Genomic DNA, 12,737 nt, shown 5'->3' with positions numbered 1-12,737 from the left:
GGGCGCCAAGAAGGGCGGTTTCGGGCCGCCCTTTTTGCTGCCTGGAGGGAACGGGGCTGCGAGCGCGGGGTCTATTGACCCATACTTGACTTTTCGTCCGCATCCCGCCCCAAAGACCTGCATGAAAAAGTTCGCTCCGCTGATGGCTTTCCTGATGACCGCCGCCGGCTTGCTGGCGGCCGTGCCCGTGGCCGCGCAGGACCGCATCTACCGCTGCGGCAACGAGTACACCAACCGCGTCGGCACCCGCAAGGACTGCAAGGTGGTCGAAGGCGGCAACGTGACCGTGGTGCGCGGCACCACGCCGGCCGCGGCGGCGCCCGCCGCTGGCGGCGGCTCGTCCGGCCAGCGCGTGGTGAGCGCGCCGGCGACGGCGCCGCGCGTCGATTCGCCCGAGCAGCGCGCGCGCGACGCCGATGCCAAGGCCATCCTGGAGCAGGAACTGCGGCGCGCCGAGTCGCACCACGCCGAGCTGCTGAAGGAATACAACAACGGCGAGCCCGACAAGATCGGCGGCGAGGCGCGCAACTACCAGAAGTACCTGGACCGCGTGGCTCAGCTGAAGGCCTCGATTGCGCGCAACCAGAGCGACATCGACGGCATCCGGCGCGAACTGGCCCGCTTCAAATGACCCCCCTGAGCGCCGCAGCGGGCAGGTGAGCACCGTGGAGAGCCGAATCCTGGGTGCTTCCCGACCCCATCCCCCGCGCTTCGCGGCTTTCGACCTGCTGGCCACCCTGGTGGCCGTCGTCAATGGCGAGGGCGTGGTGCTGTTCGCCAACGCCGCGCTGGAAGATGCCGTCGGCCTGTCCTGGCGCAGCATCGAGGGCACCTCGCTGCTGCAGTATTTCTCGCAGCCCGGCACGCTGCGGCATGCCCTGAAAGGCGCGCGGGGCAATGCCTTCGCGGCGCTGCGCTACGACGCGCAGTTGCGGCGCCACGGCGGCGAATTGCTGCCGGTTCACGTGATCGTGGCGCAGACCGAGCACGCGGACGAGGCCGTGGTCGAGCTGCTGCCGCTGGCGCAGCAGGCGCGCCAGCAGCGCGAGGAGCGCCTGGCTCACCAGTCGCGGGCCAACAAGGAGCTGTTCCGCAACCTGGCGCACGAGATCAAGAACCCGCTGGGCGGTATCCGCGGCGCGGCGCAGTTGCTGGAGATGGAGATCGAGGGCCGCGAGCTGCGCGAGTACACCCAGGTCATCATCCACGAGGCCGACCGCCTGCAGGCGCTGGTGGACCGCCTGCTGGCGCCGCACCGCCGCCCGCCGATGGTGAGCGACGTGAACATCCACGAGGTGTGCGAGCGGGTGCGCGCGCTGATCCTGGCCGAGTTCCCCAACGGGCTGAAGGTGGTGCGCGACTACGACATCTCCATCCCCGACTTCCGGGGCGACCGCGAGCAGCTCATCCAGGCCGTGCTCAACATCGCGCACAACGCCGCGCAGGCGCTGACCGAGCGCATCGCCCGGAAGGACGCCGAGATCATCCTGCGCACGCGCGTGCTGCGGCAGGTGACTTTCGGCCTGCAGCGCTATCGTCTGGCACTGGAATTGCATGTGATCGACAACGGGCCCGGCGTGCCGGATTCGATCAAGGATCGCGTGTTCTTCCCGCTGGTGTCGGGACGCGACGGTGGCAGCGGCCTGGGCCTGACCCTGGCGCAGACCTTCGTGCAGCAGCATCACGGACTGATCGAGCTGGACAGCCGGCCCGGGCGGACGGATTTCCGGATCCTGATTCCGCTGCCCTGAATGGCCTGACATCACCTACACAAGGAGCACCCCCGACATGAAGCCGATCTGGATCGTGGACGATGACCAATCCATCCGCTTCGTGCTCGAGAAGGCCTTGTCACGCGAGGGTCTGCCTACCCGATCGTTCACCCAGCCACGCGAGGTGCTGGCCGCGCTGGACGAGCCCGACGGCGCCGGCCCGCAGGTGCTGGTCAGCGACATCCGCATGCCCGGCGGCTCGGGGCTGGACCTGCTGGACCAGGTCAAGGAGCGCCTGTCCGGCGTGCCCGTGATCATCATGACCGCCTTCTCCGACCTGGACAGCGCCGTGTCGGCCTTCCAGGGCGGCGCGTTCGAGTACTTGCCCAAGCCGTTCGACATCCCCGCCGCGGTCGAGTTGATACGCCGCGCCGTGCAGGAAAGCCAGCGCGAGGAAGTGGCCGAGCAGCAGCAGGCCGCCGCGCCCGAGATGCTGGGCCAGGCGCCCGCGATGCAGGACGTGTTCCGCGCCATCGGCCGGCTGTCGCAAAGCAACGTCACCGTGCTCATCACCGGCGAGTCCGGCAGCGGCAAGGAACTGGTGGCGCGCGCGCTGCACCGCCATTCGCCGCGCGGCGACGCCGGCAGCAACGGCCCCTTCGTGGCCATCAACACCGCCGCCATTCCCAAGGACCTGCTGGAGAGCGAGCTGTTCGGCCACGAGCGCGGCGCCTTCACCGGCGCGCAGACCATGCGGCGCGGGCGCTTCGAGCAGGCCGACGGCGGCACGCTGTTTCTCGACGAGATCGGCGACATGCCGTTCGATCTGCAGACGCGCCTGCTGCGCGTGCTCTCCGATGGGCAGTTCTACCGCGTCGGCGGCCACAGCGCCGTCAAGGCCAACGTGCGCGTCATCGCCGCCACGCACCAGGACCTGGAGCGGCGCGTGAAGGAAGGCGCGTTCCGCGAAGACCTGTTCCACCGCCTGAACGTCATCCGCCTGCGCCTGCCGCCGCTGCGCGAGCGGCGCGAAGACATCCCCGCGCTGGCGCGCCACTTCCTGGCGCAGAGCGCGCGCCAGCTCGGCGTCGAGCCCAAGCGCCTGGCGGACGCGGCGCTGGCGCGGCTGGCCGGCTTCGCCTTTCCGGGCAATGTGCGCCAGCTGGAGAACATCTGCCATTGGCTGACGGTGATGGCGCCGGCCCAGGTGATCGAGGTCAAGGATCTGCCGCCCGAGGTGCTGGCGACGCCCGCAGTGGCATCCGCCGCGCCGGAAATTGCTCCTGAAAAAGGAGCTGACAGCTTAGACCAGGAGCTGGTCAAAGGCCGATTCGATGCTGAAGCCGAGCCGCTGGACGCAGTGATCGCGCCGCCCACGGCCGTGGCCCTGGCCGACTGGGAGCGCGGCCTCGAAGCCGAAGCCGCCCACCTGCTGGCCAGCGGCCAGCCCGAGGTGTGGGACCAGTTGATCCTGCGCGCCGAGTCGCGCCTGATCTTGGCCGCCCTGGCCAGCACGCGCGGGCGCCGCATCGAGGCAGCGCACCGGCTCGGCATCGGCCGCAACACCATCACGCGCAAGATCCAGGAGCTGGGGCTGGGGTGAGGCGTGCCGGGCGCAGCCGCCCGGGTTTTTAGCGTTTTTAATCGATAGCCCGCATGGAATATGCGCCAACAGCTATTTAAACGATAGCAATCTGGCGAATCAGCCGCCGTCGCCCAGGATCATCGTCACCGGCGCGTGGTCGCTGGGCTTGGGCCACTTGCGCGGCGCGCGGTCGATGGCGCAGGCCGTCACCTGCGGCCGCAGCGCGTGGCTCACCAGGATGTGGTCGATGCGCAGGCCGCGGTTCTTCTGATAGCCCAGTTGCCGGTAATCCCACCACGAATAGCTTTTCTCCGGCTGCTCGAACAACCGGAACGCATCGGTCAGCCCCAGGCCCAGCAGCGCCTTGAAGTGGTCGCGCTCGGCCGTGGTGTGGTGGATGGTCTCGGCCAGGCCCACGGGGTCGTGGCTGTCGCGGTCTTCCGGCGCGATGTTGAAGTCGCCCAGCAGCACCAGGCGCGGGTGCGCGGCCAGTTCATCGCGCAGCCAGTCGCGCAGGCCCCGCAGCCAGCTCATCTTGTAGTCGAACTTGTCGGTGGCCGGCGCCTGGCCGTTGACGAAGTAGCCGTTGATCACGCGCAGCGGCCCGCCCGGCGCGGGCACGGTGCCCGCGATCACGCGCGCGCTCTCGTCCGCGAAGCCGGCGATGTTGCGCGCCACGTCCGCCACCGGCGCGCGAGAGAGGAGGGCGACGCCGTTGTACGTCTTCTGGCCGAACACGGCGGCGTCGTAGCCGGCCTCGCGCAGCGCGTCGAAGGGGAACTTGTCGTCCCCCATCTTCAACTCCTGCAGCGCCAGCACATCGACCGGGTTGGCCGCCAGCCAGTCCAGCACGTGCTGCAGACGGGCGGTGAGGGAGTTGACGTTCCAGGTGGTGATTTTCATATTGATGAAAACTCAATTAAATCAAGATCTTATGTGTAGTTTTTAGCCTATTCGAGGTACCTGGCTATTCACCTTGCTACCCGGATGGGCGGCAATGGCATTTTCGCCACTGTTGGCGGGGTGTCCGTTGCCTGCTGGCGCGTCCGAGCCTGTCCAGCCTGCCGGCTCTGGAGCCGACATCAGCTGCGGTGCGCTACAAGCCTCCCGCCTGCCGTCGCGGTGGGAACAACTTATTTCAACTCAATGCCTGAGGTGTGTTGACGGGCACTCGGGAACGGTGCCGCGCCCTATCGTCCCACCCGTGACAGCGGCCATCCCACGCGCCGCGCAAACTCACTAAACTCGTCCGGTTCCATGGCGGCGCCCCGGATCATGAGCCGGGGGCGCCCCTGTTGATCGAGTTGCTTTCTTCCCCGTACAAAGGAGCCCGCATGACCGCTGAATACAAGGTTCAAGGCGACATCGCCATCATTTCCCTGAGCAATCCGCCGGTCAACGGCCTGGGCCATTCGACGCGAGTGGGAATCACGCAGGGGCTGGACAAGGCCAATGCCGATCCGGCCGTCAAGGCCATCGTGCTGACGGGGGACGGCAAGGCCTTTTCGGGTGGAGCGGACATCCGCGAGTTCGGCACGCCGAAGGCGACGCAGGAACCCAACCTGAACTCGGTGATCCGTGCGCTGGAGTATTCAGCCAAGCCCGTGGTGGCGGCCGTGCACAGCGTGGCCATGGGTGGCGGCCTGGAGCTGGCGCTGGGCTGCCACTACCGCGTCGCGGCACCCGGCGCCAAGATCGCGCTGCCCGAAGTGAAGCTGGGCATCCTGCCCGGCGCCGGCGGCACGCAGCGCTTGCCGCGCGTGCTGGGCGTGGAGACGGCGTTGAACATGATCGTCAGCGGCGACGCGGTGAACAGCGAGGTGCTGGCCAGCCTGCCGGGCCAGAAGCTGTTCGACCAGCTCTCCGCCACGCCCGAATCCCTGATCGACGAGGCCATCGCGCTGGCCCGAAAGGTGGCCGCCGAGGGCGCGCCGCTGCCGCTGGTGCGCAACCTGCCGTGCAGCCATCCGCAGGGCGACGCCTACTTCCAGTTCGCGCGCAACATGGTCAAGGGCATGGCCAAGAACTTCCCGGCGCCCGCCAAGTGCGTGGACGCGGTCGAGGCGGCCACCAAGCGCAAGTTCGACGACGGCATGGCCTTCGAGCGCGACATCTTCATGAACCTGATGCTCACGCCCGAGAGCCGCGCCCTGCGCCACGTGTTCCAGGCCGAGCGCGCGGCCGCCAAGATTCCCGACGTGGGCGACGACGTCAAGCCGCGCGCCGTGAACAAGGTGGCCATCATCGGCGCCGGCACCATGGGCGGCGGCATCGCGATGAACTTCCTCAACGCCGGCATTCCCGTCGTCATGCTCGAGATGAAGCAGGACGCGCTGGACCGCGGCGTCGGCATCCTGCGCAAGAACTACGAAGCCCAGGTCAAGCGCGGCAAGCTCAAGGCCGACAAGCTCGAGCAGCGCATGGCGCTGCTCAGCACCACGCTGAGCTACGACGACCTCAAGGACGTCGACATGGTGATCGAGGCCGTGTTCGAGGATCTCGGCGTCAAGGAAGCCGTGTTCACCAAGCTGGACGCGGTGATGAAACCCGGCGCCGTCCTGGCCTCCAACACCTCCACGCTCGACGTGAACAAGATCGCCAACTTCACCCAGCGCCCGCAGGACGTGGTGGGCCTGCACTTCTTCAGCCCCGCCAACGTGATGAAGCTGCTCGAAGTGGTGCGCGGCGCCAAGACCGCCAAGGATGTGATGGCCACCGTGATGGCCGTGGCCAAGAAGATCAAGAAGACGGCGGTGGTGTCCGGCGTGTGCGACGGCTTCATCGGCAACCGCATGATCGAGGAATACTCGCGCCAGGCCGGTTTCCTCGTGGACGAGGGCGCCACGCCGCAGCAGGTCGACAGGGCGATCGAGAAGTTCGGCTTCGCCATGGGCCCGTTCCGCATGGGCGACCTGGCCGGCAACGACATCGGCTGGGCCATCCGCAAGCGCCGCTACGTCGAGCGCCCGGACATGAAGTACAGCAAGGCGGCCGACCTGCTGTGCGAAATGGGCCGATACGGCCAGAAAACCGGCGCCGGCTGGTACGACTACCAGCCCGGCAAGCGCGACGCCCTGCCCAGCCCCGTGGTGGACAAGCTGATCGACGAGCACCGCAAGGCGCTGGGCATCACCCCGCGCAAGATCAGCGACCAGGAAATCGTCGAACGCCTGGTGTTCGCGCTGGTGAACGAAGGTGCGCGCATCCTCGAAGAAGGCATCGCCAGCAAGGCCAGCGACATCGACATGGTGTACCTCACCGGCTACGGCTTCCCGCTGTGGCGCGGCGGCCCCATGCTGTACGCCGACACCGTGGGCCTGTTCAACGTGGTGCAGAGCATGAAGCGCTTTGCCCGCAACCCGCATGACGACGCCAAGTTCTGGCAGCCCGCGCCGCTGCTGCGGAAGCTGGCCGACGAAGGCAAGACCTTCAACTGAAACGAGCGCGCCGGCCAGGCGCGCTCCCTTCGCTAGTCCACTGATCCAGGAGTTCACCCCATGACCTCGGCCCTCATCGTTTCCACCGCCCGCACGCCACTCGCCAAGAGCTGGAAAGGCGCCTTCAACATGACCCACGGCGCCACCCTGGGCGGCCACGCGGTTCAGCACGCCATCGCCCGCGCCGGCATCGACGCCGGCGAAGTGGACGACGTGATCATGGGCTGCGCCAACCCCGAGGGCGCCACCGGTGCCAACATCGGCCGCCAGATCGCGCTGATGGCCGGCTGCCCGGTCACCACCTCCGGCATGACCGTCAACCGCTTCTGCTCCTCCGGCCTGCAGACCATCGCGCTGGCGGCGCAGCGCATCATCGCCGGCGAGGCCAACGTGTTCGTGGCCGGCGGCGTGGAGAGCATCTCCTGCGTGCAGCAGGAAATGAACCAGCACATGCTGGCCGACCCGGCCCTGGCGGCCAAGGTGCCCGCCATCTACTGGAGCATGCTGCAGACCGCCGAGCTGGTGGCCAAGCGCTACAACATCGGCCGCGACGCCATGGACGAGTACGGCGCCGCCAGCCAGCAGAAGGCCAGCGCGGCGCAGGCCGCCGGGCTGTTCGACGCCGAGATCGCCCCCATCACCGTCACCGCCGGCGTGGCCGACCCGGTGCTGGGCCTGCGCACCAAACAGGTCACCTGCGGCAAGGACGAGGGCATCCGCGAAGGCACCACCAAGGAAGGCATCAGCGGCATCAAGCCCGCGCTGCCGGGCGGCCTGATCTCGGCCGGCAACGCCAGCCAGTTTTCCGACGGCGCCGGCGCCTGCGTGGTCATGCACGAGGATGAAGTCGCCCGCAAGGGCCTCAAGCCCCTGGGCCGCTTCCTGGGCTTCGCCGTGGCCGGCTGCGAGCCGGACGAGATGGGCATCGGCCCCGTGTTCGCCGTGCCCAAGGTGCTGAACAAGCTCGGCCTGAAGGTCAGCGACATCGACCTGTGGGAGCTGAACGAAGCCTTCGCCGTGCAGGTGATCTACTGCCGCGACAAGCTGGGCATCCCCGCCGACCGCCTGAACGTCAACGGCGGCGCCATCGCCGTGGGCCACCCCTACGGCGTGAGCGGCCAGCGCCTGACCGGCCACGCCCTGATCGAAGGCAAGCGGCGTGGCGCCAAGCGCGTGGCGGTGACCATGTGCATCGGCGGCGGCATGGGCGCCGCGGGCATCTTCGAAGTGCTGTGACATGCCGCGGCGCGAGGAGGGTGGCGCGCCGCCGGTAGCGGTGTCGCCGCAGGCGTTCCTGCGGATGGGCCGCGAGGTGTTGGCCCAGCAACCCTTCAGCGTGCTGATCGGCGCCGAGCTGGCGGCGCTGTCGTCTGGCGCCTGCGAACTGCACGTGCCGGTCACCGACCACGTCAAGCAGCAGCATGGCTTCGTGCATGGCGGCGTGGTCTGCTACGCCGCCGACAATGCCCTGACCTACGCTGGCGGCACCGCGCTGCGCGTGCCGGTGGTGACGTCCGAGTTCAAAATCAACTACGTGCGCCCGGCCATCGGCGAACGCTTGATCGCCCGCGCGCGGGCCGAGCACGTGGGCCGCACGCAGGCGGTGTGCCGCTGTGACGTGTTCGTGGTCGATGGCGGTGCCGAGAAGCTGTGCGCCGTCGCCCAGGGCACCATCACGGCGTTGCCTGCCAAAGCGCCTTAGCGCTACTTTATTCATAGCTATCGGCGTATATTCCACGCGGGAATCTGGCCATTTTTTCTTCATAAACATCATGGGTTTGCGCTCTACCCTCGACTTTCTTCTCTACGACTGGCTGGACGCCGAATCGCTCACCCAGCGCCCGCGTTTCGCCGAGCACTCGCGCGAGACCTTCGACGCGGTGATGGACACCTGCGAGCGCATCGCGCGCGAGAAGTACGCGCCCTTCAATCGCCTGGTCGATACCCAGGAGCCGCGCACCGAGCAGGCGCCCGACGGCAGCCTGCGCGTGGTGCTGCCGCGGGCCACGCACGACGCCCGCCAGGCCTACGCCGACTCCGGCATGCTGTCCGCCGCGCAGGACCACGCGCACGGCGGCATGCAGCTGCCCTACCTGGCCGAGGCGGCGGCCAACGCCTTCTTCGGCAAGGCGTCCATCAGCATCAGCTCCAACCTGCTCACCGTGGGCAACGCCAACCTGCTGATGGCGCACGGCACCGCGCTGCAGAAAGCCGTCTTCGCCGCCAACGAGTTCAACGGCCGCTGGGCCGGCACCATGTGCCTGAGCGAGCCGCAGGCCGGCTCCAGCTTGAGCGACGTGGCCACCCGCGCCGTGCTGGAGGACGAGGGCGACCCGCTGGGCCCCCGCTACCGCCTCAAGGGCAACAAGATGTGGATCTCCTCCGGCGAGCACGAGCTGACCGAGAACATCGTCCACCTCGTCCTGGCCAAGATTCCCGGCGCCGACGGCAAGCTGCCGCCGGGCGTCAAGGGCATTTCGCTGTTCATCGTGCCCAAGAAGCTGGTCGATGCCGAGGGCAACCTCACCGGCGTGCGCAACGACGTGGCGCTGGCGGGCCTGAACCACAAGCTCGGCTGGCGCGGCACCACCAATACGCTACTCAACTTTGGTGAAGGCCAGTTCAAGGTGGACGGGCAGCCGGGCGCCATCGGCTACCTCGTGGGCAAGCCGGGCGAGGGCCTCCGGTGCATGTTCCACATGATGAACGAGGCCCGCATCGCCATCGGCATGGCCGCCACCATGCTGGGCCTGGCCGGCTACGAGGCCTCGCTCGACTACGCCAAGACGCGTCCACAGGGCCGCCCCATCGGCCCCGCCGGCAAGGACCCGGCCCAGCCGCAGGTGCGCCTGATCGAACACGCCGACATCCGGCGCATGCTGCTGGCTCAGAAAAGCTATTGCGAAGGCGCGCTGGCGCTGCTCATGTACTGCGCGCGGCTGGTGGACGAGCAGCACACCGGCTCGCCCGAGCAGTCCGACGAGGCGCGCCTGCTGCTGGAGGTGCTCACCCCCATCGCCAAGAGCTGGCCGAGCGAGAACTGCCTGGAAGCCAACAGCCTGGCGATCCAGATCCACGGCGGCTACGGCTACACGCGCGACTTCCCCGTGGAACAGTACTGGCGCGACAACCGCCTGAACATGATCCACGAAGGCACGCACGGCATCCAGGGCATGGACCTGCTGGGCCGCAAGGTGCTGATGGAAGGCGGCCGCGGCCTCACGCTGCTGGCTGGGCGCATCAACGCCACCATCGAGCGCGCGCTGCGGCAGCCGGCCCTGGCCGGCCACGCCAACGCCCTGGCGGCCGCGCTGGCGCGCGTGGGCAGCGCCACCCAGGCGGCCTGGGCCAGCAGCAACCCCGCCGAGGCGCTGGCCAACGCCGTGCCCTACATGCAGGCGTTCGGCCACGTCGTCATCGCCTGGGTCTGGCTGGACCTGGCGCTGATCGACGCTGCTTCCAAAAATGAAGCGTTCAGCGCAGGCGTGGCGGGGGCCACGGCCTATTTCTTCCGCTACGAACTGCCCAAGATCGACGCCTGGCTGCGCGTGGTCGAGTCGCGCGACATGACCTGCGCCCAACTGCCCGAAGAAGCGTTCTGACAAAGGATCAACCCGCCATGACCCGTACCGTTCAACAACTGTTCGACCTGAGCGGCAAGACCGCCCTCATCACCGGCGGCTCGCGCGGCCTGGGCCTGCAAATGGCCCATGCGCTGGGCGAGGCCGGCGCGCGCGTCATGCTCAGCTCGCGCAAGGCCGAAGATCTGGAGCAGGCCGCCGCCGAGTTGCAGGCCGCCGGCATCGACGCGCGCTGGATCGCCGCCGACTGCGCCAACGAGGCCGATACCCGCCGCCTGGCCGACGAGACGCTGGAGCGCATGGGCGCGGTGGACATCCTGGTCAACAACGCCGGCGCGAGCTGGGGCGCCCCGGCCGAGGAGCATCCCGTGGCCGCCTGGGACAAGGTGATGAACCTCAATGTGCGCGGCTACTTCATCCTCAGCCAGCAGGTCGCCAGGGGCTACATGATCCCGAAGAAGACCGGGCGCATCATCAACGTCGCCTCCATCGCCGGCCTGAACGGCAACCCGGTGGACATGAAGACGCTGGCCTACAACACCTCCAAGACCGCAGTCATCGGCTTCACCCGCACGCTGGCGGCCGAGTGGGGCCATTACGGCATCACCGTCAACGCCATCTGCCCGGGCTTCTTCCGCACCAAGATGGCCTCCGGCCTGATCGACATCCTGGGCGAGGACAAGATGAAGGCCGGCGCCCCGCTGGGGCGACTGGGCGACGACGAGGACCTGAAGGGCCTAGCGCTGCTGTACGCCAGCGACGCGGGCAAGCACATCACCGGCCAGTGGCTCGCGGTGGACGGCGGCACCAGCGTGGTGCTGGGCGCGGCCTGAGCCGGCAGGGGCCCTGCATCATGAGCCTCGAGTTCGGCGCCGCCATCCCGTTCGTCCACCACCTCGGCTTCACGCTGGAGCGCTTCGAGGACGGCGAATCGACGCTGCACTTCGCGCCGCGGCCCGAGCACCGCAACTCGTTCCACGTCACGCACGGCGGCGCGGTGATGACCTTTCTCGACGTCGTCATGGCCACCGCCGCGCGCAGCGTGCAACAGGACTCGGGCGTGGTCACCATCGAGATGAAGACCAGCTTCATGCGCCCCGCGCCAGCGCTGCCGAGCGCAGCCCTCGTCGGGCGTGGCCGGCTGCTGCACCGCACGCGTACCATGGCCTTCGTCGAAGGTTCGCTGTTCGACCCCGAGGGCCGGTTGTGCGCGCAGTCCACCGGCACCTTCAAGTACGTGCCGCGCGCGCAGCAGTCCGTGCCGACGGATTGAATGAATTTGAAGGAAAAATGGCGAAAGCCCGCATGGGTGCTGCGCCAACAGCTATTGATTTCGTAGTCCACAGGAGAACCTCATGCCCACCAATCGCCAGATCCTTCTCGACAACCGCCCCGTGGGCGAAGCCACCGCGGCCAACTTCAAGTTGGTCAGCAACGACACGCCCGCGCTGGCCGACGGCCAGGTGCTGGTGCGCCACCACTACCTGAGCCTGGACCCGTACATGCGCGGCCGCATGAACGACTCCAAGAGCTACGCCGCCAGCCAGCCGGTGGGCGAGGTGTTCCAGGGCGGCACGGTGGGCGAGGTGGTCGAGAGCCGCCATCCCAAGTACGCCGCGGGCGACAAGGTGGCGGGCTTCGGCGGCTGGCAGGAATACAGCGTGGTCGATGCCGGCCAGCCCGGCATGCTCAAGAAGGTGGACACCACCCACGTGCCGCTGTCGCACTACCTCGGCGCCGTCGGCATGCCGGGCGTCACGGCCTGGTACGGGCTGGTCAAGATCATCGCGCCCAAGGAAGGCGAGACGGTCGTCATCACCGCGGCCTCGGGCGCGGTGGGCAGCGCCTTCGGTGCGCTGGCCAAGGCGCGCGGCTGCCGGGCCATCGGCATCGCCGGCGGCGCCGACAAGTGCAAGTACGTGACGGAGGAGCTGGGCTTCGACGCCTGCATCGACTACCGCCAACACCCCGACGTGAAAAGCATGAGCAAGGCGCTCAAGGAAGCCTGCCCCAAGGGCATCGACGGCTACTTCGAGAACGTCGGCGGCTACATCCTCGACGCCGTGCTGCTGCGCTTGAACGCCTTCGCCCGCATCGCGCTGTGCGGCATGATCGCCGGCTACGACGGCCAGCCGCTGCCGCTGGCCAACCCGGCGCTGCTGCTGGTCAACCGCGTCAAGCTCGAAGGCTTCATCGTCAGCGAGCACATGGAAGTGTGGCCCGAGGCGCTGAAGGAGCTGGGCGCGCTGGTGGGCAGCGGCAAGCTGCGTCCGCGCGAATCCATCGCGCAGGGCATCGAGTCGGCGCCCGAGGCCTTCCTGGGCCTGCTCAAGGGCAGGAACTTCGGCAAGCAGCTCGTCAAGCTGGTCTGAGCCCGCCCCCGCGACCGCGGGCCACGCCAGCGGCTTCGGCCATGCTGGTC

11 protein-coding genes are annotated in these 12,737 nt (G+C 68.3%); 10 read left to right on the top strand and 1 reads right to left on the bottom strand.

Going from position 1 to position 12,737, the window contains the following annotated elements; translation table 11 throughout:
* Positions 1–121 precede the first annotated feature (121 nt).
* The 3 genes from IPG65_RS15860 (at position 122) to ntrC (ending at position 3,315) form a co-directional block, all read left to right on the top strand.
* Positions 122–631: a hypothetical protein gene (locus IPG65_RS15860; RefSeq protein WP_293191647.1), complete on the top strand. Its 510-nt coding sequence runs from the start codon at positions 122–124 to the stop codon at positions 629–631.
* Between the two features lie 94 nt (positions 632–725).
* Entirely contained in the window at positions 726–1,751 is a 1,026-nt protein-coding gene (gene glnL, locus IPG65_RS15855; protein WP_293193028.1) for a nitrogen regulation protein NR(II), read from the top strand.
* Positions 1,752–1,788: 37 nt separating this feature from the next.
* Complete coding sequence (gene ntrC / locus IPG65_RS15850) at positions 1,789–3,315, top strand: nitrogen regulation protein NR(I) (protein ID WP_293191645.1); 1,527 nt, start codon at positions 1,789–1,791, stop codon at positions 3,313–3,315.
* Between the two features lie 99 nt (positions 3,316–3,414).
* Here ntrC and xth read toward each other — a convergent pair whose 3' ends face one another.
* Positions 3,415–4,200: an exodeoxyribonuclease III gene (gene xth / locus IPG65_RS15845; protein WP_293191643.1), complete on the bottom strand. Its 786-nt coding sequence runs from the start codon at positions 4,198–4,200 to the stop codon at positions 3,415–3,417.
* Positions 4,201–4,631: 431 nt separating this feature from the next.
* On the opposite strand from xth, the gene IPG65_RS15840 reads away from it, so the two are divergent.
* The 7 genes from IPG65_RS15840 to IPG65_RS15810 all read left to right on the top strand — a co-directional run bounded on the left by IPG65_RS15840 (position 4,632) and on the right by IPG65_RS15810 (position 12,687).
* Positions 4,632–6,734: a 3-hydroxyacyl-CoA dehydrogenase NAD-binding domain-containing protein gene (locus IPG65_RS15840; protein WP_293191641.1), complete on the top strand. Its 2,103-nt coding sequence runs from the start codon at positions 4,632–4,634 to the stop codon at positions 6,732–6,734.
* A gap of 60 nt (positions 6,735–6,794) precedes the next feature.
* Positions 6,795–7,970, top strand: coding sequence for an acetyl-CoA C-acyltransferase (locus IPG65_RS15835; protein ID WP_293191639.1), 1,176 nt, complete (start codon positions 6,795–6,797; stop codon positions 7,968–7,970).
* A 1-nt stretch (position 7,971) separates the two neighbouring features.
* Complete coding sequence (locus IPG65_RS15830; protein WP_293191637.1) at positions 7,972–8,436, top strand: PaaI family thioesterase; 465 nt, start codon at positions 7,972–7,974, stop codon at positions 8,434–8,436.
* A 70-nt stretch (positions 8,437–8,506) separates the two neighbouring features.
* Positions 8,507–10,336 carry an acyl-CoA dehydrogenase gene (locus IPG65_RS15825; protein WP_293191635.1) on the top strand — a complete coding sequence of 610 codons (1,830 nt, stop codon included), beginning with the start codon at positions 8,507–8,509 and terminating at the stop codon, positions 10,334–10,336.
* Positions 10,337–10,353: 17 nt separating this feature from the next.
* Positions 10,354–11,148: an SDR family oxidoreductase gene (locus tag IPG65_RS15820; protein ID WP_293191633.1), complete on the top strand. Its 795-nt coding sequence runs from the start codon at positions 10,354–10,356 to the stop codon at positions 11,146–11,148.
* A 20-nt stretch (positions 11,149–11,168) separates the two neighbouring features.
* Positions 11,169–11,588, top strand: coding sequence for a PaaI family thioesterase (locus tag IPG65_RS15815; RefSeq protein ID WP_293191631.1), 420 nt, complete (start codon positions 11,169–11,171; stop codon positions 11,586–11,588).
* 82 nt (positions 11,589–11,670) lie between these two features.
* Positions 11,671–12,687 (top strand): NADP-dependent oxidoreductase, encoded by a 1,017-nt coding sequence (locus IPG65_RS15810; protein WP_293191628.1) that lies wholly within the window; start codon positions 11,671–11,673, stop codon positions 12,685–12,687.
* Positions 12,688–12,737: the final 50 nt, after the last annotated feature.

The sequence above is a fragment of the Ottowia sp. genome (genome assembly GCF_016703145.1).
Classification (GTDB): Bacteria; Pseudomonadota; Gammaproteobacteria; order Burkholderiales; family Burkholderiaceae_C; genus Ottowia.
The sequence above is the reverse complement of the archived record's forward strand: the minus strand, read 5'-3'. Positions and strand labels throughout refer to the sequence as shown.